General features: G+C 61.8%; 18 protein-coding genes and 1 tRNA gene. 17 read left to right on the forward strand and 2 right to left on the reverse strand.

The genetic code is table 11. The annotated features are described in order from the left end of the window. Nucleotides 1-71 precede the first annotated feature (71 nt). The 14 genes from NL532_RS17075 (at nt 72) to NL532_RS17140 (ending at nt 17,514) form a co-directional block, all read left to right on the forward strand. Entirely contained in the window at nt 72-1,919 is a 1,848-nt protein-coding gene (locus NL532_RS17075) for a COG3904 family protein (protein ID WP_245270334.1), read from the forward strand. 92 nt (nt 1,920-2,011) lie between these two features. Next, nucleotides 2,012-2,494, forward strand: a complete 483-nt coding sequence (locus NL532_RS17080) for a group II truncated hemoglobin (protein WP_023694880.1) — start codon at nt 2,012-2,014, stop codon at nt 2,492-2,494. 159 nt (nt 2,495-2,653) lie between these two features. Beyond that, nucleotides 2,654-2,729, forward strand: a tRNA-Trp gene (locus tag NL532_RS17085). A gap of 430 nt (nt 2,730-3,159) precedes the next feature. Next, nucleotides 3,160-3,624 carry an Hsp20 family protein gene (locus tag NL532_RS17090; RefSeq protein ID WP_286487389.1) on the forward strand — a complete coding sequence of 155 codons (465 nt, stop codon included), beginning with the start codon at nt 3,160-3,162 and terminating at the stop codon, nt 3,622-3,624. 73 nt (nt 3,625-3,697) lie between these two features. Next, nucleotides 3,698-4,165: a hypothetical protein gene (locus tag NL532_RS17095; RefSeq protein ID WP_155923843.1), complete on the forward strand. Its 468-nt coding sequence runs from the start codon at nt 3,698-3,700 to the stop codon at nt 4,163-4,165. 487 nt (nt 4,166-4,652) lie between these two features. Then, nucleotides 4,653-4,856, forward strand: coding sequence for a preprotein translocase subunit SecE (gene secE / locus NL532_RS17100; protein WP_023667439.1), 204 nt, complete (start codon nt 4,653-4,655; stop codon nt 4,854-4,856). Between the two features lie 27 nt (nt 4,857-4,883). Further along, a complete protein-coding gene (gene nusG, locus NL532_RS17105) occupies nt 4,884-5,411 on the forward strand; it encodes a transcription termination/antitermination protein NusG (RefSeq protein ID WP_006333333.1) in 528 nt (175 codons plus the stop codon). A gap of 172 nt (nt 5,412-5,583) precedes the next feature. Further along, the gene (gene rplK / locus NL532_RS17110; protein ID WP_006333334.1) at nt 5,584-6,012 is read left to right on the forward strand and encodes a 50S ribosomal protein L11; all 429 of its coding nucleotides are present in this window, start codon (nt 5,584-5,586) and stop codon (nt 6,010-6,012) included. 4 nt (nt 6,013-6,016) lie between these two features. Next, nucleotides 6,017-6,715, forward strand: a complete 699-nt coding sequence (gene rplA / locus NL532_RS17115; RefSeq protein WP_023667438.1) for a 50S ribosomal protein L1 — start codon at nt 6,017-6,019, stop codon at nt 6,713-6,715. A gap of 374 nt (nt 6,716-7,089) precedes the next feature. After that, a complete protein-coding gene (gene rplJ / locus NL532_RS17120) occupies nt 7,090-7,608 on the forward strand; it encodes a 50S ribosomal protein L10 (protein WP_023667437.1) in 519 nt (172 codons plus the stop codon). Between the two features lie 54 nt (nt 7,609-7,662). Continuing rightward, complete coding sequence (gene rplL / locus NL532_RS17125; protein ID WP_023667436.1) at nt 7,663-8,040, forward strand: 50S ribosomal protein L7/L12; 378 nt, start codon at nt 7,663-7,665, stop codon at nt 8,038-8,040. Between the two features lie 248 nt (nt 8,041-8,288). After that, a complete protein-coding gene (rpoB, locus tag NL532_RS17130; protein ID WP_023746375.1) occupies nt 8,289-12,425 on the forward strand; it encodes a DNA-directed RNA polymerase subunit beta in 4,137 nt (1,378 codons plus the stop codon). 147 nt (nt 12,426-12,572) lie between these two features. After that, the gene (gene rpoC, locus NL532_RS17135; RefSeq protein WP_023667434.1) at nt 12,573-16,769 is read left to right on the forward strand and encodes a DNA-directed RNA polymerase subunit beta'; all 4,197 of its coding nucleotides are present in this window, start codon (nt 12,573-12,575) and stop codon (nt 16,767-16,769) included. Between the two features lie 79 nt (nt 16,770-16,848). Then, nucleotides 16,849-17,514, forward strand: a complete 666-nt coding sequence (locus NL532_RS17140) for an O-methyltransferase (protein WP_023713031.1) — start codon at nt 16,849-16,851, stop codon at nt 17,512-17,514. Nucleotides 17,515-17,560: 46 nt separating this feature from the next. Here NL532_RS17140 and NL532_RS17145 read toward each other — a convergent pair whose 3' ends face one another. Continuing rightward, on the reverse strand, nt 17,561-18,496 hold the full coding sequence (locus NL532_RS17145) for a Gfo/Idh/MocA family protein (protein WP_023829546.1): 936 nt from the start codon (nt 18,494-18,496) through the stop codon (nt 17,561-17,563). 114 nt (nt 18,497-18,610) lie between these two features. Then, nucleotides 18,611-18,892 carry a transcriptional regulator gene (locus tag NL532_RS17150; RefSeq protein WP_023829547.1) on the reverse strand — a complete coding sequence of 94 codons (282 nt, stop codon included), beginning with the start codon at nt 18,890-18,892 and terminating at the stop codon, nt 18,611-18,613. 494 nt (nt 18,893-19,386) lie between these two features. Between NL532_RS17150 and rpsL the strand changes: the two genes are divergently transcribed. From rpsL to fusA, 3 genes are all read left to right on the forward strand, one after another. Continuing rightward, entirely contained in the window at nt 19,387-19,758 is a 372-nt protein-coding gene (gene rpsL, locus NL532_RS17155; RefSeq protein ID WP_006333356.1) for a 30S ribosomal protein S12, read from the forward strand. Nucleotides 19,759-19,834: 76 nt separating this feature from the next. Further along, nucleotides 19,835-20,305: a 30S ribosomal protein S7 gene (rpsG, locus tag NL532_RS17160; RefSeq protein WP_008875664.1), complete on the forward strand. Its 471-nt coding sequence runs from the start codon at nt 19,835-19,837 to the stop codon at nt 20,303-20,305. A gap of 30 nt (nt 20,306-20,335) precedes the next feature. Beyond that, nucleotides 20,336-22,426: an elongation factor G gene (gene fusA, locus NL532_RS17165; protein WP_023667430.1), complete on the forward strand. Its 2,091-nt coding sequence runs from the start codon at nt 20,336-20,338 to the stop codon at nt 22,424-22,426. The last annotated feature ends 58 nt before the right edge of the window (nt 22,427-22,484 follow it).

The raw sequence follows: 22,484 nt of genomic DNA on the forward strand, positions 1-22,484 counted from the left end.
GCCGGCGTCGTCATCACCATCGAGAAATAGTCGAGCAGGTGTCAGCCGGATGGACCAGGAAAGGGCGGTCTTTGGGGCTGCCTTTTGTTTCCGGCGTTGCGCGGCACAAGTATTGCACGATTGTTTCAAAGCTATTGCAAGCACCGTCGCCGCAACTATTATGGATTGCATTGAGGGGTTTGCCGGGCGTGGTTTTGGGACAACGTTCAGACACTGTGGGACGGTGGCGGCGCGGGCTGGTCCGGCTGTCGACGGTGGCCGCGATGGCGATGGCTGCCTTCGCCGCGAAGGCCGAGGATGCCTCCCCCGGGACATGGCAGACAGTACCCCCTCTGCAGGGAGTGCTCTATCCGACCGATCCGACGATATGGACCGACGATCACTCGGAGATGCAGTTTGTCGTCACGCGCAGCAGCGCACCTGGCTGCGAGCCCAATTGTCCGGAGTGGATCTCCGCCGAAGGCGACATCTCAGCCGGCACGCCAGCCTTGCTCAAGCGTACCTTGAAGAAGCTTGGCAGCCGCAAACTGCCCATCATCGTCAATTCCTTTGGCGGCAACGTCAATGCAGCGCTCGAACTTGGCCGGATAATCCGCAAGAACAAGCTCGATATCGCCGTAGGCAAGACCGAGTTTTCCGACTGTTGGCCCGGGACGGATGGTTGTGGTTTTAGTTACGGCAAAGGTTCCGCCTATCTCGGCCGGGCGTCTGATGGCGCCAGCTGCAACTCCGCCTGTCCGCTGATGTTTGCCGGTGGCGTCCGCCGCGTGGCCGGCGGCTGGAACTATCTGGGTGTTCATCAGATCACCACCACCTGGTTCCCCTCCACAACGCACTACCGGACCACATATCGCGTCAAACGGGGCAAAAAATATCGGGTCACCACGCAAACGGTCACTCAAGGTGAAAGCTACAAGACCTATGAGATGAGCAAGGGGTACGCGAGAAAGATCTCGGCCTATCTCCGAGAGATGGGTATCGGGCAGGGCGTGCTGGACTTGATGAAGGCGACGCCGGCGAGCGACATCAGGCAGATCGGCCTCCACGATATGCTGACGATGAAACTGGCGACCAGCACGGACACTCTTGAGCTGTTTACCAGAGCAAGTTTGTGCATGTTCGACCCGCCGGCTCCGAACTGCCGGGAAGTGCCTGGACCGGCAGGCAAGCCGACGCCGCCGGTCGCTGCCACGACGGTCGCAGTCAAGCTCGCGAATGTGGCAGCCAAGCCCGCCGCTGTCACAAAGCCTTTGCCGGACCCCGCAGCGGCTCGTGTGGATATGAGCTTTGTCGTGGTCCGCGGCAGCGACCAGCATTGCACGCCGCAGTGTCCGCAATGGATTTCTGCGCAAGGCGCGATCACGCCTCAGACACCGCAAAAATTGCGCCAATTACTCGACACGCTTGGCAACCGGCGGCTGCCCGTGGTGATCAGCTCACGAGGCGGAGACTTGTTCAGCGCTCTGGCGACCGGACGGATCATCCATGAAAAGAAGCTCGACGTCGCCGTTGGCCGCACCGATATCGGTGACCCGGTCGAGGACGGCATCTATGCCGGGCTGAGCTTCGACGCCGGAGCCGACTGCGATTCGGCCTGCGCGCTCATGCTGGCCGGTGGCGCCAGACGGTTTGTCGGCCCCCAGGCGCGACTCAGCTTCTACCTGATGGGACAGAAGCAATTGGTGAAGACGTATCTGAATGAGATGGCGATCAGCCCCCGTCTGTTCACAGCGCTTCAGGACCGTTTCGCCGAGCGTGAGCTCGACCCTGATATGATGCTGGAGGTCGGGCTGACGACCGGGCCCCAGTCGGTGGATGCGCTGACGGGTCCCGGCATCTGCAAGTCGGTGCCGAAAGCTGAGAACTGCCGCGTGGCGCCGTCGCCCAACGCCCAGGCCGAAGCGCCGGCCAAATTGTAGCGCGGCGGGTTCACACTCGCCATCGAGGCAGGTTGAGCAGGGCGCGATTTCCGCTATCGTCGTGCCGGCGCCGGGCTGGCGGAGGATCGACAATGAGCCAGGACATCCCGACACTCTACGAATGGGCCGGCGGCATCGAAGCCCTCAACCGGCTGACGGAAACCTTTTACGACAAGGTGTCGCGCGACCCGGTGGTCGGCCCAGTGTTCAAACACATGTCGCCGGATCATCCCGCGCATGTCGCGGCCTTCATCGGCGAGGTTTTTGGCGGACCCAAGACCTACAGCGAACAGCATGGCGGCCATCGCGAGATGGTCATGCATCACTTGGGCAAGCATCTGACGGAGGAACAGCGCCGCCGCTGGATCAGCCTGCTTGCCGATGCCGCCGATGCGGTCGGGCTGCCGGACGATCCCGAATTCCGTTCCGCCTTCATGGGCTATGTCGAATGGGGGTCACGGCTTGCCAAGATGAATTCCACCCTCGGCGAGACCTGCGACCCGCAGACCGAACCGATGCCGGCCTGGGGCTGGGGCGTGCCGGGCGGGCCGTACAAGCCGCCGGCCGGGGGCTGAGCGCCGGCATGCGGCTTCAGGCAGGCGAAAAATCGAGATAGGCAGGGACGGGCTGGTCATCACCTATTCGGATTTTGGCAAAGGATCTGAAAGCGCGTCAGACAACTCTTTACAGCGCGCCCGGAAGCTTTTAGGAAGCGCCTGCGCTGAAACGCGCGTACGGGCATAGCTCAGTTGGTAGAGCGGCGGTCTCCAAAACCGCAGGTCGTAGGTTCGAGCCCTGCTGCCCGTGCCATTTTCCTCGTTGGAATCCGGCATTTTAGAAACGCCTTGTTTTGGCTCCTCGTTTGGTTGGGCTGAAGCCGCGTACTCGACGAGCGACGTTCCGAATGGCATGCGCAGAGCGAGAGCGCTGATGCGCAATGCCGAAGTCGGCGTATTTCCACGAACCGATTTCCTTGATTCAACTGCCATTGGCGAGCCAATTGCCATTTGCGTTCACAATTCAGAATAGGCCTATTTTGCTGCCGCCAGCTGCTTTTCAGCGGCTGCGAATTATTGGAAGCGGGATGCTGGCCTGGCTTCTGGAATTTTTTTGAATAGGGCTCTTGAACCGGTTTTCAGCCCTTCCTAATTCGTTTCCCGCCGAGGCCGATTGGCTTGACAAAAGGCGGCGCTGCTGGGCGGCGCCCTTGTATCCATGTTGCTTCAAGGAGGATGTGGCTATGAGAACCTTTGATACTCTCTATCGCAGCACCGTCGGTTTTGACCGTCTTTTCGACATGCTCGACAGCGGCACGCGTCCGGACTGGCCGCCTTATAACATCGAGAAGGTCGACGAGAACGATTACCGTATCTCGATGGCCATCGCAGGCTTCAGCCAGGATGAGGTTGAGCTGACCCAGCATGGACCCGAACTGGTCGTGGTAGGCCAGAAGGCTGATGACCAGAGCGGACGCCAGCTGCTGCACCAGGGCATCGCCTACCGCACTTTCAGGCAGACGTTTAAACTTGCCGACCACATGAAGATCAAGGCAGCAAACCTTGAGAACGGTCTCCTGACCATCGACATCGTCCGTGAGATTCCCGAAGAGCTGAAGCCGCGCCGCATCAGCATCGGGGCCGGCGACGCCCAGGTGGGCGGCAAGCAGATCGCCCAGGATACGGAACGCACCCGCAAAGCGGCCTGATCGTATCGATTCAGTTATCCCTGCGGTCCGCCTCCCGGCTTCGGCCGGGAGGCCCAGATTGCGGAGAATGGAGATGGACAACTTCTACGAGACACCGACACTTTCTGCGGCACGCTCGGGCAAAATTGAAACTTCTTTGTGCCTGCTCGACAATCCAGACGACGTCATCAACCATCCACGCCTCAGCCGTGGAGAAAAGCGGGCACTGCTTTCCTCGTGGGCGTCCGATGCCTGCGCGGTGGAAAACCAGCCTGCCTTGCGCCGCCTGGACAACGGCACGGTAATCCCTGTCGACCAGATTCTGAGGGCGTTGAAGGCTCTGGATGAGAAACCCACGCTGGGGAAAGAGACTTCAGGCCGGGTGCTGCCTTGGCGACCCTCCACGCGCCGCAGCGTTCTCAAAGCTTGGCGGCATAGTGGCCGTTCTTTCGGCCCCGACGATGACGACGACCCGCCCCCGTGCCCGGCAGTGATCGCGCCGCGCCCACGCCCACCATGCGGAACCGGCGCAGTGGCCGGGGTCGAACTCGCCTGTGCCTGAACTAACCCTGGGTTGATCCAACTGCCTCGCCAGGGGCAGCTGGATTCCAACCTTGGGTGCTTCATTTGCTTTCCAACACAGCAGGTCGCAGGTTCGTCCGCAACGCCATTTCCTCGAACTTGTAATCGCGTGCCCGATTTCCGGATGCACCTCCGGAATTGGCGTCTGGCATTGAAAAAGGGCAGGTGGCTTGCCATATTGGGCGAACTGAGGCATAAGGCCCCGATAGCCGGGACGGGACGACTGGATGGTTCCGAGGCGGCGTTTGGTCATAAAGCGGACACTTGCCACTTGCGTGGATCAAGAATCGGTTTTATGTAGACACAACAGACACGCGACGCGTGGAGCTGGGAAGCCGGCTTTACGCGTCCGATTTGCATGGGCGAAATGGCGCTGATTCGGCGCCGACTTGAACCCAGGCGGCACGTCCCGGCCAGCGGGATCATCCAGGAGACCCGGCCAACGGGTCTTGAAGACAGAGCGGCATATGGCTTCGAAAACCACAAATCCTTTCGTCTTTCTCCAGCAGGTTCGCGCGGAAACCGCCAAGGTGACTTGGCCGTCGCGCCGGGAGACGATGATCTCGACGGTGATGGTGCTCGTATTCGCGGTCATCGCGATGATCTTTTTCTTCACCGCCGACGTGGCCATGGGCTACGCGATCGAGCGGTTACTGAGCCTCGGCCATTAAGTCCGGCGATTACGGAGAAGTCTTGAAATGACCGCGCGCTGGTACATCGTCCACGCCTATTCGAACTTCGAAAAGAAGGTCGCTGAGGACATTGAGAACAAGGCCAAGCAGAAGGGCCTGTCCGCCGATATCGAACAGATCGTGGTGCCGACCGAGAAGGTCGTCGAGATCCGCCGCGGCCGCAAGGTCGATGCCGAGCGCAAGTTCTTTCCGGGCTATGTGTTGCTCAAGGCCAATCTGACCGATGCGGTGTTCTCGCTGGTCAAGAACACGCCGAAGGTCACCGGCTTCCTCGGTGACTCCAAGCCGGTGCCGATCACCGAAGCCGAGGCGCAGCGCATCCTGAACCAGGTTCAGGAAGGCGTCGAGCGGCCGAAGCCCTCGGTCACTTTCGAGATCGGCGAGGCGATCCGCGTTTCGGATGGCCCGTTCGCCTCGTTCAACGGTTTCGTCCAGGAAGTGGACGAGGAGCGGGCGCGGCTCAAGGTGGAAGTATCGATCTTCGGGCGCGCCGTGCCGGTCGATCTGGAATTCGGACAGGTCGAAAAGGGCTGATCCGAAAACCCTGCGCCGGTTCGCCGGCAAGGGGAGGCGGCGCGGAAAGCGCGCGGCCATGAACGGGTGGGAGGCGAATGCGGCTTTAGCCGGCCGCGCGGACCGCACCACCAGACTGCAACCGCCGGTGTTCCCGATACTGGGGCCGGCATGAGATAAAGGCAGGAAAGAGATGGCTAAGAAAATTGCAGGCCAGCTCAAGCTCCAGGTCAAAGCGGGATCGGCTACGCCGTCTCCGCCGATCGGCCCGGCACTTGGCCAGCGCGGCATCAACATCATGGAATTCTGCAAGGCGTTCAACGCGCAGACCCAGGAAATGGAAAAGGGATCGCCGATCCCGGTCGTCATCACCTATTACCAGGACAAGTCCTTCACCTTCGTCATGAAGACGCCGCCGGTGAGCTACTTCCTGAAAAAGGCGGCGAACTTGACGTCAGGTTCGAAAGAGCCGGGCAAGATCAAGGCCGGCACGATCGGCCGCGACAAGGTGCGCGCCATCGCCGAACAGAAGATGAAGGATCTGAACGCAAACGACGTCGAGGCGGCCATGCGCATGGTCGAGGGCTCCGCCCGCTCGATGGGTCTGGAAGTGGTGGGCTGAGATCATGGCAAAGATTGCAAAGCGTGTATCGAAGTCCCGTGACGGCATCGACCCCAACAAGGCCTATGCCCTTGGTGAGGCGCTGAAGCTGCTCAAGGACCGTTCGACGGTGAAGTTCGACGAGACCATCGAAGTGGCGATGAACCTCGGCGTCGACCCGCGCCATGCCGACCAGATGGTCCGCGGCGTGGTCAACCTGCCGAACGGCACCGGCCGCTCGGTCCGCGTCGCCGTGTTCGCACGTGGCGGCAAGGCCGATGAGGCTCGCGCCGCCGGCGCCGACATCGTCGGTGCCGAGGATCTGGTCGACATCGTCCAGAAGGGCACGATCGACTTCGATCGCTGCATCGCCACGCCGGACATGATGCCGCTGGTCGGCCGTCTGGGCAAGGTGCTGGGCCCGCGCGGCATGATGCCGAACCCGAAGGTCGGCACCGTCACCACCGACGTCGCCGCCGCCGTCAAGGCATCGAAGGGCGGCGCTGTCGAGTTCCGCGTCGAGAAGGCCGGCATCGTTCATGCCGGCGTCGGCAAGGTCTCGTTCGACGTCAAGGCGCTGGAAGAAAACGTCCGCGCCTTCGCCGATGCCGTGACCAAGGCAAAGCCGGCTGGCGCCAAGGGCAACTACGTCAAGAAGGTGTCGGTCACCTCGACGATGGGCCCAGGCCTCAAGCTCGACGTCTCGACGCTCGCAGCGTCTTGATACGAACATCTGGATCGGCTGCCAAGGCGCTGATCCGCAAGTGAATTCCGGGCCTCCGACTTGTCGGCGGCCCGGTACCGGAAGTCGAGAGGCTTCCGGACATCCTGTCCGAGATTGCAGGCGGCCCAGAAGCCTTAATTGAATTGGGCCTGCATGAGACGGGTGAAAACCGGACAACGGAGCGACAAGCTCCAATGAAAGGTTCGAACCGTGTTTGCCTTTTGTCTGCGCATCTCCGGCTTGCCGTCGATGTGGCGAAAGGGGGCAGGATCCTCGAGCGTCGTTCGGGAGATCTGTAATGGATGGCCCGGCCGGCAAAAAGGCAACCCGACGCCTGTCCCACTAGCGGGGCAGGGGTCAACTGGAGATAGGCAGTGGACAGAGCGGAAAAACGCGAACTCGTCACGGGCCTGAATGGTGCTTTTGCAGGCGCTGGTTCAGTCGTCGTGGCCCACTACGCCGGTATCACCGTCGCGCAAATGAACGACCTTCGGTCGAAAATGCGCGCTGCCGGTGGCACCGTCAAAGTCGCGAAGAACCGTCTCGCCAAAATCGCTCTTCAGGGCACGGACTCCGCATCGATCATCGACCTGTTCAAGGGACAGACGCTGATCGCTTATTCGGAGGATCCGATTGCGGCGCCGAAGGTCGCGTCCGATTTCGCCAAGGGAAATGACAAGTTGGTCATTCTCGGCGGCGCAATGGGCACCACCTCGCTCAACGCCGACGGTGTGAAGGCACTCGCCACACTTCCGTCGCTCGATGAGCTGCGCGCCAGGCTGGTTGGCATGATCGCCACGCCGGCAACCCGGATCGCCCAGATCGTCAATGCGCCAGCGGCTTCGGTCGCGCGCGTAATCGGCGCTTACGCCCGGAAGGACGAGGCGGCATGAGGCCGTTCCTCGCTATCACAAACACACGTTCGAACCTGATGAAGGAATACAACAATGGCTGATCTGGCAAAGATCGTAGACGACCTTTCGAAGCTGACCGTCCTCGAGGCGGCCGAGTTGTCGAAGCTTCTGGAAGAAAAGTGGGGCGTTTCGGCTGCTGCTCCGGTGGCGGTTGCCGCTGCCGGCGGCGCTGCCGCTGCTGCTGCTCCGGCTGAGGAAAAGACGGAATTCGACGTCGTCCTCACCGAGGCAGGCGCTCAGAAGATCAACGTCATCAAGGAAGTCCGCGCCATCACCGGCCTGGGCCTCAAGGAAGCCAAGGATCTGGTCGAAGCAGCTCCGAAGCCGGTCAAGGAAGCCGTTTCCAAGGCTGACGCTGAGAAGTTCAAGGCCCAGCTGGAAGCAGCCGGCGCCAAGGTCGACCTGAAGTAAGCGTAAAAGCGGCGGGCGGCCTCGCGCCGTCCGCCACTCCCTTCATCAGAGGGGAGGATGCGTAGCGCGAGATGTACGAGAACCTCTTTCCTGAGGGCCGAAACCGGCCTTCAGGAAACGGGTTTTCTCCCGTTTTAGCCGTCGCCGCCAGGCGGCGGGAAACAGATCAGGGGCCGCCGCCGAGGTGGCCGCGCATGCAAGGTGAGCCGCGGCGAGGCTCGCCCCGAGTTTATAGCTAAGGAGCGACGATGGCCCAGACCCAGACTTTCAATGGCCGCAGACGCGTACGCAAGTTCTTCGGAAAGATTCCGGAAGTTGCGGAGATGCCGAACCTGATCGAGGTTCAAAAAGCATCCTATGACCAGTTCCTGATGGTGGCGGAGCCCAAGGGTGGGCGTCCGGACGAGGGACTGCAGGCCGTTTTCAAGTCGGTTTTCCCGATCTCAGATTTCTCCGGCTCCTCGATGCTGGAGTTCGTGAAGTACGAGTTCGAAGGACCGAAATTCGACGTTGACGAATGCCGTCAACGCGACCTGACCTATGCCGCGCCACTCAAGGTGACGCTGCGCCTCATCGTGTTCGATATCGACGAGGATACCGGCGCAAAGTCGATCAAGGACATCAAGGAGCAGGACGTCTATATGGGCGACATGCCGCTCATGACGCTCAACGGCACCTTCATCGTCAATGGCACGGAGCGCGTCATCGTCTCGCAGATGCACCGTTCGCCGGGCGTATTCTTCGACCATGACAAGGGCAAGTCGCACTCCTCGGGCAAGCTTTTGTTTGCGGCGCGCGTCATTCCCTATCGCGGTTCGTGGCTCGACATCGAGTTCGATTCCAAGGACGTCGTGCACGCCCGTATCGACCGCCGCCGCAAGATTCCGGTGACGTCGCTCTTGATGGCGCTCGGCATGGACGGCGAAGAAATCCTGTCGACCTTCTACAACAAGATCACCTACAAGCGCGCCGGCGACCACTGGCGCATCCCGTTCAACGTCGAGCGTTTCCGCGGCCTGAAGGCCGTTGGCGACCTCGTCGATGCCGACACCGGCGAAGTTGTCGTCGAGGCCGGCAAGAAGATCACCGCCCGCCAGGCAAGGGCGCTTGGCGAAAAGGGTCTGAAGGCGATCAAGGCGACCGACGAGGATCTGCTCGGCAACTACCTGGCCGAGGACATCGTCAACTACGGCACCGGCGAGATTTTCCTCGAAGCCGGCGACGAGATCGACGAAAAGACGCTGAAGGTGCTGCTCGGCACGGGCGAAAGCGAGATCAAGGTTCTCGACATCGACCACGTCAATGTCGGCGCCTACATCCGCAATACGCTCAACGTCGACAAGAACGAGAGCCGCCAGGACGCACTGTTCGACATCTACCGTGTCATGCGCCCGGGCGAGCCGCCGACGCTTGAAACCGCCGAAGCCATGTTCAACTCGCTGTTCTTCGACTCGGAGCGCTACGACCTGTCGGCCGTCGGCCGCGTCAAGATGAACATGCGCCTCGAGCTCAAGGCTGAGGACACCGTGCGCGTGCTGCGCAAGGACGACATCCTGGCGGTGGTCAAGACGCTGGTCGAACTGCGCGACGGCAAGGGCGAGATCGACGACATCGACAATCTCGGCAACCGCCGCGTGCGTTCCGTCGGCGAGCTGATGGAGAACCAATACCGCGTCGGCCTGCTGCGCATGGAGCGCGCGATCAAGGAACGTATGTCCTCGATCGAGATCGATACGGTGATGCCGCAGGACCTGATCAACGCCAAGCCGGCGGCTGCCGCCGTGCGCGAGTTCTTCGGTTCCTCGCAGCTGTCGCAGTTCATGGATCAGACCAACCCGCTGTCGGAGATCACCCACAAGCGCCGCCTGTCGGCACTTGGCCCGGGCGGTCTGACCCGCGAGCGCGCCGGCTTCGAAGTGCGCGACGTGCACCCGACGCATTACGGCCGCATCTGCCCGATCGAGACGCCGGAAGGCCCGAACATCGGTCTGATCAACTCGCTGGCGACCTTCGCGCGCGTCAACAAGTACGGCTTCATCGAAAGCCCGTACCGCAAGATCGTCAACGGCAAGCTGACCAATGAGGTCGTCTATCTCTCCGCTATGGAAGAGTCCAAGCACCACGTTGCGCAGGCCAATGCCGAGCTCGACAAGAATGGTGGTTTCGTCGACGAATTCGTCATTTGCCGCAGCGCCGGCGAAGTGATGATGGCGCCGCGCGAAAACGTCGATCTGATGGACGTGTCGCCCAAGCAGATGGTGTCCGTGGCTGCGGCGCTGATCCCGTTCCTCGAGAACGACGACGCCAACCGCGCGCTGATGGGCTCCAACATGCAGCGTCAGGCCGTGCCGCTGGTGCGCGCCGAAGCGCCGTTCGTAGGCACCGGCATGGAGCCGATCGTTGCCCGTGACTCGGGCGCCGCCATCGGCGCCCGCCGCGGCGGCATCGTCGACCAGGTGGACGCGACGCGTATCGTCATCCGCGCCACGGAAGATCTCGATCCCGGCAAGTCGGGCGTCGACATCTACCGGCTGATGAAGTTCCAGCGTTCGAACCAGAACACCTGCATCAACCAGCGTCCGCTGGTGCGCATGGGCGACCGCGTCAACAAGGGCGACATCATCGCCGACGGTCCGTCGACCGAGCTCGGCGATCTGGCGCTCGGCCGCAACGTGCTGGTCGCGTTCATGCCGTGGAACGGCTACAACTACGAGGACTCGATCCTGCTCTCCGAGCGCATCGTGGCCGACGACGTCTTCACCTCGATCCACATCGAGGAATTCGAGGTCATGGCCCGCGACACCAAGCTTGGACCGGAGGAAATCACGCGCGACATTCCGAACGTTTCGGAAGAAGCGCTGAAGAACCTCGACGAAGCCGGCATCGTCTATATCGGCGCGGAAGTGCAGCCGGGCGACATCCTGGTCGGCAAGATCACGCCGAAGGGCGAAAGCCCGATGACGCCGGAAGAAAAGCTCCTGCGCGCCATCTTCGGTGAAAAGGCGTCGGACGTTCGCGACACCTCGATGCGCATGCCTCCGGGCACCTTCGGCACAGTCGTCGAAGTGCGCGTCTTCAACCGCCACGGCGTCGAGAAGGACGAGCGCGCCATGGCGATCGAACGCGAGGAGATCGAACGCCTCGCCAAGGACCGCGACGACGAGCAGGCGATCCTCGACCGCAACGTCTATTCGCGCCTTTCCGACGTTCTCGTCGGCAAGGAAGCGATTGCCGGGCCGAAGGGCTTCAAGAAGGGCTCGAAGCTGTCGAAGGACACGCTGGACGAGTATCCGCGTTCGCAGTGGTGGCAGTTTGCGGTGGAGAACGAAAAGCTCCAGAGCGAACTGGAAGCCCTGCGTGGCCAGTACGACGATTCCAAGAAGGCGCTCGAGCAGCGCTTCATGGACAAGGTCGAGAAGGTCCAGCGCGGCGACGAAATGCCTCCGGGCGTCATGAAGATGGTCAAGGTCTTCGTGGCCGTGAAGCGCAAGATGCAGCCGGGCGACAAGATGGCCGGACGTCACGGCAACAAGGGTGTCGTGTCGCGCATCGTTCCGGTCGAGGACATGCCTTTCCTCGAGGACGGCACGCATGCCGATATCGTGCTCAACCCGCTGGGTGTGCCGAGCCGCATGAATGTCGGCCAGATCCTGGAAACGCATCTGGGCTGGGCATGCGCGGGCATGGGCAAGAAGATCGGCGAGCTGATCGACGCGTACAAGACGGTTGGAGACATCAAGCCGTTGCGCAAGACGCTCGAGAGCTTCATCCCAGCCAACGACCGCAACGAGCCGGTCCGCGAATATGACGACGAGAGCATCGTTCGCCTCAGCGAGCAGATGCGCCGCGGCGTCTCTATCGCGACACCGGTGTTCGACGGCGCGCATGAAGTCGACATCAACATCATGCTGGAGCAGGCGGGCCTGCACACCAGCGGTCAGTCGCAGCTCTATGACGGACGCACCGGCGAGCCGTTCGATCGCAAGGTGACGATGGGCTATATCTATATGCTCAAGCTTCACCACCTGGTGGACGACAAGATCCACGCGCGTTCGATCGGTCCGTACTCGCTCGTTACCCAGCAGCCGCTGGGCGGCAAGGCGCAGTTCGGTGGCCAGCGCTTCGGCGAAATGGAGGTCTGGGCGCTGGAAGCCTATGGCGCCGCCTACACGCTGCAGGAAATGCTGACGGTGAAGTCGGACGATGTCGCCGGCCGCACCAAGGTCTACGAGGCGATCGTGCGCGGCGACGACACGTTCGAGGCCGGCATTCCCGAGAGCTTCAACGTGCTCGTCAAGGAAATGCGGTCTCTCGGCCTCAATGTCGAGCTGGAGAATACCAAGCTCGACGACAACCCTGTCCGGCTGCCAGATGCTGCCGAATAGGGGCGCGGCCGAGTAAGCAAGACATCCGGTCGCGGAACGCCGCGACCGGATGCGACAAATTCTACGGCCAGTGGGCCGACCACTCAGCGGGCATTTGGCCCGCGTTAGATGCAAGGGGTTTTCGAGGACCCCGAAAAGGAGAACGGCATGAACCAAGAGGTCATGAATCTCTTCAATCCGCAGGCGCCGGCGCAGGTGTTCGATTCCATCCGGATATCGCTCGCCAGCCCTGAGAAGATTCTGTCCTGGTCGTTCGGCGAGATCAAGAAGCCGGAGACCATCAACTACCGCACCTTCAAGCCGGAGCGTGACGGTCTGTTCTGCGCGCGCATTTTTGGCCCGATCAAGGACTATGAATGCCTGTGCGGCAAGTACAAGCGCATGAAGTACAAGGGCGTCATCTGCGAAAAGTGCGGCGTCGAAGTCACGCTGTCGCGCGTTCGCCGCGAGCGCATGGGCCACATCGAGCTGGCGGCACCTGTCGCTCACATCTGGTTCCTGAAGTCGCTGCCGTCGCGCATCGGCACGCTGCTCGACATGACCCTGAAGGACATCGAGCGCGTCCTCTACTTCGAGAACTACATCGTCACCGAGCCTGGCCTAACCGCGCTGAAGGAGCACCAGCTGCTCAGCGAGGAAGAGTACATGATCGCCGTCGACGAGTATGGCGAGGATTCGTTCACCGCCATGATCGGCGCCGAGGCCATTCATGACCTTCTGGCCGGCATGGACCTGGAGAAGATCGCCGGCGACCTGCGTTCGGAACTGGCTTCGACCACGTCCGAGCTGAAGCAGAAGAAGTATCTGAAGCGACTCAAGGTCGTCGAGAACTTCATGGAGTCCGGCAACCGTCCGGAATGGATGATCATGAAGGTGGTTCCGGTGATCCCGCCGGACCTGCGCCCGCTGGTTCCTCTGGATGGTGGACGTTTCGCGACGTCCGACCTGAACGATCTCTATCGCCGCGTCATCAACCGCAACAACCGTCTGAAGCGGCTGATCGAGCTGCGCGCCCCCGGCATCATCGTGCGCAATGAAAAGCGCATGCTGCAGGAAGCCGTCGATGCGCTGTTCGACAACGGCCGTCGCGGCCGCGTCATCACCGGCGCCAACAAGCGTCCGCTGAAGTCGCTGTCCGACATGTTGAAGGGCAAGCAGGGCCGGTTCCGCCAGAACCTGCTCGGCAAGCGCGTCGACTATTCGGGCCGTTCGGTCATCGTCACCGGTCCGGAGCTCAAGCTGCACCAATGCGGCCTGCCGAAGAAGATGGCGCTCGAACTGTTCAAGCCGTTCATCTACGCCCGCCTCGACGCCAAGGGGTTCTCCTCGACCGTCAAGCAGGCCAAGAAGCTGGTCGAGAAGGAGCGTCCGGAAGTCTGGGATATCCTCGACGAGGTCATCCGCGAGCATCCGGTGCTGTTGAACCGTGCACCGACGCTGCACCGCCTCGGCATCCAGGCGTTCGAGCCGATCCTGATCGAAGGCAAGGCGATCCAGCTGCATCCGCTGGTCTGCACGGCCTTCAACGCCGACTTCGACGGCGACCAGATGGCCGTTCACGTGCCGCTCTCGTTGGAAGCGCAGCTTGAAGCCCGCGTGCTGATGATGTCGACCAACAACATCCTGCACCCGGCTTCCGGCGCGCCGATCATCGTGCCTTCGCAGGACATGGTCCTGGGTCTCTACTATCTCTCGATCGTCAATCAGAACGAGCCGGGCGAAGGCATGGTGTTTGCCGACATGGGCGAACTCCAGCACGCGCTCGAGACCAAGGCGGTGACGCTGCACTCCAAGATCAAGGGTCGTTTCCGCACGGTCGACGCCGAAGGCAAGGTCGTGTCGAAAATCTACGACACCACGCCTGGCCGCATGATCATCGGCGAGCTGCTGCCGAAGAACGTCAATGTGCCTTACGAGACGGCCAACCAGGAGATGACCAAGAAGAACATCTCCAAGATGATCGACACCGTCTACCGCCACTGCGGTCAGAAGGAGACGGTCATTTTCTGCGACCGCATCATGGCCCTCGGCTTCAGCCACGCCTGCCGCGCCGGCATTTCGTTCGGCAAGGACGACATGCTGATCCCGGACGCCAAGATCAAGCTGGTTTCCGACACCGAGGCTTTGGCCAAGGAATACGAGCAGCAGTACAATGACGGCCTGATCACGCAGGGCGAGAAGTACAACAAGGTCGTCGACGCCTGGGCCAAGTGCTCGGAAAAGGTCGCCGACGAGATGATGGCCCGCATCAAGGCCGTCGAGTTCGAGGACAGTGGCCGTCAAAAGCCGATGAACTCGATCTACATGATGTCGCATTCGGGTGCGCGTGGTTCGCCCACCCAGATGCGTCAGCTCGCCGGCATGCGCGGCCTGATGGCAAAGCCCTCGGGTGAAATCATCGAGACGCCGATCATCTCGAACTTCAAGGAAGGCCTGACCGTGCTCGAGTACTTCAACTCGACCCACGGCGCCCGCAAGGGTCTGGCCGACACCGCCTTGAAGACGGCGAACTCGGGCTACCTCACCCGTCGTCTGGTCGACGTGGCGCAGGACTGCATCGTCAACTCCGTGGATTGCGGCACCGACAAGGGCCTCACCATGCAGCCGATCGTCGATGCCGGTCAGGTCGTTGCTTCGGTCGGTCAGCGCGTGCTGGGCCGCACCTCGCTCGACGACATCACGCATCCGGTTTCGGGCGAAGTTCTGGTCAAGGCCGGAACGCTGATGGACGAACGTGACGTGGAAAAGATCGAAAAGGCCGGCGTGCAGTCGGTCCGCATTCGCTCGGCACTGACCTGCGAGGTCAGGATCGGCGTGTGCGCGGTCTGCTACGGACGCGATCTTGCCCGCGGCACCCCGGTCAACCAGGGCGAAGCCGTCGGCGTCATCGCGGCGCAGTCGATCGGCGAGCCGGGCACCCAGCTCACCATGCGTACCTTCCACATGGGCGGTACGGCGCAGGTGGTGGACAGCTCGTTCCTTGAAGCCTCGTATGAGGGCAAGGTCGAGATCCGCAACCGCAACGTGGTGCGCAACTCGGACGGCCAGCAGATGGTCATGGGCCGCAACATGGCGGTGCTGATCCTCGACGAAGCCGGCAAGGAGCGTGCCTCGCATCGCCTTACCTATGGTTCGCGCATCTTCGTGGACGATGGCGACAAGGTGAAGCGGGGCCAGCGTATCGCCGAATGGGATCCCTATACCCGCCCTGTCCTTACCGAAATCGAGGGCAAGGTGTCGTACGAGGATCTGGTCGACGGCATTTCCGTTCAGGAAACGGCCGACGAATCGACCGGCATCACCAAGCGCGAGGTCATCGACTGGCGCTCGACGCCACGCGGCAACGACCTCAAGCCGGCGATCGCGATCCTTGACCCCAAGGGCAAGGTCGGCAAGCTGTCGAAGGGCGGCGACGCCCGCTTCCTGCTCTCGGTCGAGGCCATTCTTTCGGTCGAGCCGGGTTCGCAGGTTCGTCCCGGCGACGTTTTGGCGCGTATCCCGATGGAAAGCGCCAAGACCAAGGATATCACCGGTGGTCTGCCGCGTGTTGCCGAACTGTTCGAGGCACGTCGTCCGAAGGATCACGCCATCATCGCAGAGATCGATGGCACGATCCGCTTCGGCCGCGACTACAAGAACAAGCGCCGCATCATCATCGAGCCGCATGACTCGACGCTTGAGCCGGTCGAATACCTGATCCCGAAGGGCAAGCCGTTCCATCTCCAGGACGGCGACGTCATCGAGAAGGGCGACTACATCCTCGACGGCAATCCGGCGCCGCACGACATCCTGGCGATCAAGGGCGTGGAAGCACTTGCTTCCTACCTCGTGAACGAAATCCAGGAAGTCTACCGTCTGCAGGGCGTGTCGATCAACGACAAGCATATCGAGGTGATCGTTCGCCAGATGCTGCAGAAGGTCGAGATCACGGTGCAGGGCGACTCGACCTACATTCCGGGCGACCACGTCGACGTGATCGAACTGGAAGAGGTCAACGAGCGCCTGGTCGAGGACGGCAAGAAGCCGGCCGAAGGCCAGCCAGTGCTGCTGGGCATAACCAAGGCCTCGCTGCAGACGCCGTCCTTCATCTCGGCCGCCTCCTTCCAGGAGACGACCAGGGTGCTGACCGAAGCTGCGGTTGCCGGCAAGACCGACATGCTGCAGGGCCTGAAGGAAAACGTCATCGTCGGCCGGCTGATCCCGGCCGGTACCGGCGGCACGATGAGCCAGATCCGGCGCATCGCCACCTCGCGCGACGAACTGATCATCGACGAGCGCCGCAAGGCCTCCGGTGTCGAGGTCGCCGAGCCGATGCTGACCGACATGGTCAACGCCGCGCAGTAAGCGCGGTAGGACGAGAAGAAGGAAGGGGGCCCCAGCGGCCCCTTTTCGCGTTTTGACCCCTAATCGAATCGAGGAAAACATGAGCAAGAAGGTTTGGACTGACGTCGACGACTACATCGTTTCCTCTCTCTTCGAAGCAGATCCCATCCTCGAAGCGGTGCTTGCGGCCAACCGCGACCAGGGCCTGCCGGCCATCGACGTATCGCCGGCGCAGGGCAAGCTGCTGTCGCTGCTGGTCCGCATCAGCGGCGCCAGGAAGGTGCTGGAGATCGGCACGCTTGGCGGCTACTCGACCATCTGGATGGCAAGGGGATTGCCCGTCGGCGGCAAGATCGTGACGCTCGAACTCGAGCCGCATCATGCAAAAGTCGCGCACTCGAATCTTGAGCGGGCAGGGGTGTCGGACAAGGTCGAACTCAGGATCGGCCCCGCGCTTCAGTCGCTTGAGACGCTGGCTGCCGAAAATGCCGGTCCGTTCGATCTGATCTTCATCGACGCGGACAAGCCGAACAACCCGAATTATCTGTCATGGGCCATGCGCCTGTCGCGGCCGGGGACGGTCATCATCTGCGACAATGTCATCCGCGACGGCACCGTGCTCAACGACGATGGCCGTGATGCCTATGTCGAAGGCGCACGCGGTGCGTTTTCCTTCATCGGCGGCGACAAGCGCCTGGACGGCACCGCCATCCAGACCGTCGGCGCCAAAGGCTATGACGGGTTTGCGATTGCGATCGTCGAGTAAGGCTGCATGGCGAGTGTCCGGACTGCGGTCCGGCAGAACTCATCGCTCAATCGAAGAACGCTTCCACCACATTGCGCTTGCCGAGCATGAAGGCGTCGGCCACGTGCTGCAGGGGTGCCAAATCGACATCGGAGACGCCGTCGCGTACGATTTCAGCGAAGCGCCGGTAAAGCTGGGGATATTCGGCCTCCGGCTCGTCGTGAACCACCTTGCCGTCGATGGCGAGCTTGGTGCCGCCTCCGGACAGCACCATCTTGCCCTTGTCGGTGTCGGCCAGGATGTCCCAGCTCTGTGGTCCTGTCTGCAGCCAGTCGAGTTCCATCGTGATCGGCAAACCGTCCGAGGTGCGGAAGTTGACGTGGGCCGCGACAGGTGAGGCGCGGTTTTCGGGAAAGTCGAGCACCGCCGAGGTGATGAACATCGCCGGCAGGATGTGGGTCACGATCGACAGCGCGTTGATGCCTGGATCGAAGACGCCGAATCCGCCCGGCGCCCAGATCCAGTCCTGGTTCGGGTGCCAGCGGCGGACGTCTTCTTTCCAGACGATTGCCGCCGAGCTGATTTTGGCTGATTTCAGAAAAGTCCGCGCGGCTTCCACCGCCGGCGCGTAGCGCGAATGCCAGCTGGCGAACAGGGTGACTCCATTGGCGTCCGCCAGCCGCTTCAGGTCCTCGACCTCGCTGACGGTGGCGCCCGGCGGCTTTTCCAGGAAGACATGCTTTTTTGCCATCAACGCGGTGCGAGCCGCGTCGTAGCGGAATTGCGGCGGCATGCAGAGCGACACGGCCTCGAGGTCTGGCACCCCGTCGAGCATTGCTTCGATGGTTGGGAAGTTGGGGATGTTTTCCACCTTGCCGTGCCGGCTGGCGGCGGCGATGAGGCGGTAATCTGCATCCTTGGCCACCGCCGGCAGATGCTGGTCGCGCACGATCTTGCCCACGCCGACGATGCCGAGCTTGATGGGGTCATTGTTCGAAGGCATGGGAACTCCGCGGGCAGGAACTTTGGTTCTTGGATTTTGTCAGGTTCTTAGCAGAGAACCGGTGCCGGGCAAGCCGGCGTGGTGACAGGTGCGAGCCGTCAGCGCACCTGCGACTCAGAGCGGAACTTCGAATGTCACGATCGACACTTCGCCTTCGAGCGCGCCCTGGAAGGCGGACAGATGCGGCTCATCGTCCGGTACGCCTTCCATATCGCCGATCTGGTCGAGCTCTGCCTCGGCATAGCCTTCGGCGGCGAGCGATTCGAGAGCGCGGCGCACGGCCGAATCGTCATCGGGTGCAACCAGCATCACATGCACGCCTTCGGGCTTGCCGCCCTTCTTTTTCCAGACGCGGCCGGTGATGATAGTCACCGGGCGCTCCTCATTGTCGTTCACGGGCTGATTCCTCTTGAGACTCGGGCGGGCGAGGGGTTTCGGGCTGTCCATGCCGCCTTTTGCCATGAAGCGCCGGTGCAGGACAGCCAAAAGCCGGTCACTTTCGTGCCTGACCGGTTACTTTCTTCCTTGCCATTGCAAAACGGCGAAAGAAAATTACATGCGGTTTTCGCATGGCTGCCACGCCCGGTTTGGCGCGCAATATTTGGCGTGCCGGGGTTGACGGTTCACGGTCTTGCGAGTAGAAGCCGCCCAGTCAGAACCGATGTGAGGCTCTCCCTTCCGAAGCGACACGCTTTGGAGTTTGCCTCAAACAGGGTTCGTTTTACGAGCGAAAAGACATTTCCGGCGCGCATGAAGCGGTTCCCGCTTCCTCTGCATTTTGTTCGGGCAGGACCGCGAGGCGCGGTTTATGGCCCGAATTTGCGTATGGAATTGGCGCTTTGAGCGGCCCTGACCGGGCGAGACACGGAATTGAGAGACAAGAGGGTTTAATGCCTACCGTCAACCAGCTGATCCGCAAGCCGCGCATTGCGCCGGTGAAGCGCAACAAGGTCCCGGCCATGCAGCAGAACCCGCAGAAGCGGGGCGTCTGCACGCGCGTCTATACAACGACGCCGAAGAAGCCGAACTCGGCACTGCGCAAGGTGGCCAAGATCCGCCTGACCAACGGCTTTGAAGTGATCGGCTACATCCCCGGCGAAGGCCACAACCTTCAGGAACACTCCGTGGTCATGATCCGCGGCGGCCGCGTCAAGGATCTTCCGGGCGTGCGCTACCACATCATCCGCGGCGTGCTCGACACGCAGGGCGTGAAGAACCGCAAGCAGCGCCGTTCGAAGTACGGCGCCAAGCGTCCGAAGTAAGGGGCGTCCGAAGTAAGATTTTCCGGCCCTGGCGCTGCTTGAATGCGTCGGGCTACGAGATTGAGAGACAAAAGCCATGTCGCGTCGTCACAGTGCAGAAAAGCGTGAGATCAATCCGGACCCGAAGTTCGGCGATCTGATCGTTACCAAGTTCATGAACGCCGTTATGTATGACGGCAAGAAGTCGGTTGCCGAGACCATCGTCTACGGTGCGCTCGACCAGGTTCAGTCGAAGACCAAGCAGGAGCCGGTCACCGTCTTCCATCAGGCGCTCGACAATGTCGCGCCGCATGTGGAAGTCCGGTCGCGCCGCGTCGGCGGCGCTACCTACCAGGTTCCGGTCGATGTGCGCCCCGAGCGCCGTCAGGCCCTGGCGATCCGCTGGCTGATCGCCGCGGCCCGCAACCGCAACGAGACCACCATGGTCGACCGCCTCTCCGGCGAGCTGATGGACGCGGCCAACAACCGCGGCACCGCCGTGAAGAAGCGTGAAGACACCCACAAGATGGCAGAAGCCAACCGCGCTTTCGCACACTACCGCTGGTAAAGCGCGAACGAGACTGAGAAGGCATCCAAGATGGCCCGCGAATATAAAATCGAAGACTACCGCAATTTCGGTATCATGGCGCATATTGACGCCGGCAAGACGACGACCACCGAGCGCGTCCTCTATTACACGGGCAAGTCGCACAAGATCGGCGAAGTCCACGACGGCGCTGCCACAATGGATTGGATGGAGCAGGAGCAGGAACGCGGCATCACGATCACGTCCGCCGCCACCACGACCTTCTGGAAGGGTCGCAGCGGCAAGATGTACCGCTTCAACATCATCGACACTCCCGGACACGTCGACTTCACCATCGAAGTCGAGCGTTCGCTGCGCGTGCTCGACGGCGCCATTGCGCTGCTCGATGCCAATGCCGGTGTCGAGCCGCAGACCGAGACTGTCTGGCGCCAGGCCGACAAGTATAAAGTTCCGCGCATGATCTTCTGCAACAAGATGGACAAGATCGGCGCCGACTTCTACCGCTCGGTCGAGATGATCGGCTCGCGTCTTGGTGCGCATGCCGTCGTCATGCAGTTGCCGATCGGCGCCGAGACCGAGTTCAAGGGTGTCGTCGATCTCGTCGAGATGAACGCGCTGGTCTGGCGCGACGAGACGCTGGGCGCTGCCTGGGACGTCGTCGAGATCCCGGCCGACCTGCAGGCTCGCGCCGAAGAATACCGCGAGAAGATGATCGAAGCCGCTGTCGAAATGGACGAGACGGCACTCGAGAATTACCTCGAAGGCAAGATGCCGTCGAATGACGAGATCCGCGCGCTGATCCGCAAGGGCACCATCGCGGTCAAGTTCTACCCGATGTTCTGTGGCTCGGCCTTCAAGAACAAGGGCGTGCAGCCGCTGCTCGACGCCGTCGTCGAATACCTGCCGTCGCCGGCCGATGTTCCCGCCATCAAGGGCGTCGACGCCAAGACCGACGCCGAGATCGAGCGTCATGCCGACGACAACGAGCCGCTGTCGATGCTGGCCTTCAAGATCATGAACGACCCGTTCGTCGGCTCGCTGACCTTTGCCCGCATCTATTCGGGCAAGCTGACCAAGGGCATCTCGGTCGACAACACCGTCAAGGGCAAGAAAGAGCGCATCGGCCGCATGCTGCAGATGCATGCGAATTCGCGCGCCGACGTCGAAGAAGCCTTTGCCGGCGACATCGTCGCTCTGGCTGGCCTCAAGGACACGACCACCGGCGACACGCTCAGCGATCCGCTGCACCCGGTCATCCTCGAGCGCATGGAATTCCCCGATCCGGTCATCCAGATCGCCATCGAGCCGAAGACCAAGAACGACCAGGAAAAGATGGGCCTCGCCCTTCACCGCCTGGCCGCCGAGGATCCGTCCTTCCGCGTCAAGACCGACGAGGAAAGCGGCCAGACCATCATTTCGGGCATGGGCGAGCTTCACCTCGACATCATCGTCGACCGCATGCGCCGCGAGTTCAAGGTCGAGGCCAATGTCGGCGCGCCGCAGGTGGCTTACCGCGAGACGATCACCCGCAGGCACGAGCAGGACTACACCCACAAGAAGCAGACCGGCGGTACCGGTCAGTTCGCCCGCGTCAAGATCGTGTTCGAACCGAACCCGGAAAGCTCGGAGTTCGAGTTCGAGACCAAGATCGTCGGCGGTGCGGTTCCCAAGGAATACATCCCGGGTGTCGAAAAGGGCATCAACAGCGTCATGTCGTCGGGTCCGTTCGCGGGCTTCCCGATGATCGGCGTCAAGGCGACGCTTATCGACGGCGCTTACCACGATGTGGACTCCAGCGTCCTGGCGTTCGAAATCGCCGGCCGCGCCTGCTTCCGTGAAGCCGCACCCAAGCTTGGCGTGCAGCTGCTCGAGCCGATCATGAAGGTCGAAGTCGTGACCCCGGAAGACTATGTCGGCAGCGTCATCGGCGACCTGAACGGCCGTCGCGGCCAGATCCAGGGCCAGGAAGCGCGTGGCGTGGCTGTCGTCATCAACGCGATGGTGCCGCTGGCCAACATGTTCAAGTACGTCGACAACCTGCGCTCGATGAGCCAGGGCCGCGCGGCCTACACGATGCAGTTCGATCACTATGAGCCTGTGCCGACCGCGGTCGCCCAGGAAGTCCAGAAGAAATACGCGTAACCTGAACGGGTTGCATCGGTAACTTAATTCAAGGCCCGTACGGGCGAGCAGATTGGAG

Origin of the sequence: Mesorhizobium sp. C120A (assembly GCF_030323105.1) — a bacterium.
Taxonomy (GTDB): Bacteria; Pseudomonadota; Alphaproteobacteria; order Rhizobiales; family Rhizobiaceae; genus Mesorhizobium.

Coding starts and splice junctions, on each gene's coding strand:
- NL532_RS17080 (WP_023694880.1), top strand. CDS start 2,012: ATGAGCCAGGACATCCCGACACTCTACGAATGGGCCGGCGGCATCGAA.
- NL532_RS17090 (WP_286487389.1), top strand. CDS start 3,160: ATGAGAACCTTTGATACTCTCTATCGCAGCACCGTCGGTTTTGACCGT.
- NL532_RS17095 (WP_155923843.1), top strand. CDS start 3,698: ATGGACAACTTCTACGAGACACCGACACTTTCTGCGGCACGCTCGGGC.
- secE (WP_023667439.1), top strand. CDS start 4,653: ATGGCTTCGAAAACCACAAATCCTTTCGTCTTTCTCCAGCAGGTTCGC.
- nusG (WP_006333333.1), top strand. CDS start 4,884: ATGACCGCGCGCTGGTACATCGTCCACGCCTATTCGAACTTCGAAAAG.
- rplK (WP_006333334.1), top strand. CDS start 5,584: ATGGCTAAGAAAATTGCAGGCCAGCTCAAGCTCCAGGTCAAAGCGGGA.
- rplA (WP_023667438.1), top strand. CDS start 6,017: ATGGCAAAGATTGCAAAGCGTGTATCGAAGTCCCGTGACGGCATCGAC.
- rplL (WP_023667436.1), top strand. CDS start 7,663: ATGGCTGATCTGGCAAAGATCGTAGACGACCTTTCGAAGCTGACCGTC.
- rpoB (WP_023746375.1), top strand. CDS start 8,289: ATGGCCCAGACCCAGACTTTCAATGGCCGCAGACGCGTACGCAAGTTC.
- rpoC (WP_023667434.1), top strand. CDS start 12,573: ATGAACCAAGAGGTCATGAATCTCTTCAATCCGCAGGCGCCGGCGCAG.
- NL532_RS17140 (WP_023713031.1), top strand. CDS start 16,849: ATGAGCAAGAAGGTTTGGACTGACGTCGACGACTACATCGTTTCCTCT.
- NL532_RS17145 (WP_023829546.1), bottom strand. CDS start 18,496: ATGCCTTCGAACAATGACCCCATCAAGCTCGGCATCGTCGGCGTGGGC.
- rpsL (WP_006333356.1), top strand. CDS start 19,387: ATGCCTACCGTCAACCAGCTGATCCGCAAGCCGCGCATTGCGCCGGTG.
- rpsG (WP_008875664.1), top strand. CDS start 19,835: ATGTCGCGTCGTCACAGTGCAGAAAAGCGTGAGATCAATCCGGACCCG.
- fusA (WP_023667430.1), top strand. CDS start 20,336: ATGGCCCGCGAATATAAAATCGAAGACTACCGCAATTTCGGTATCATG.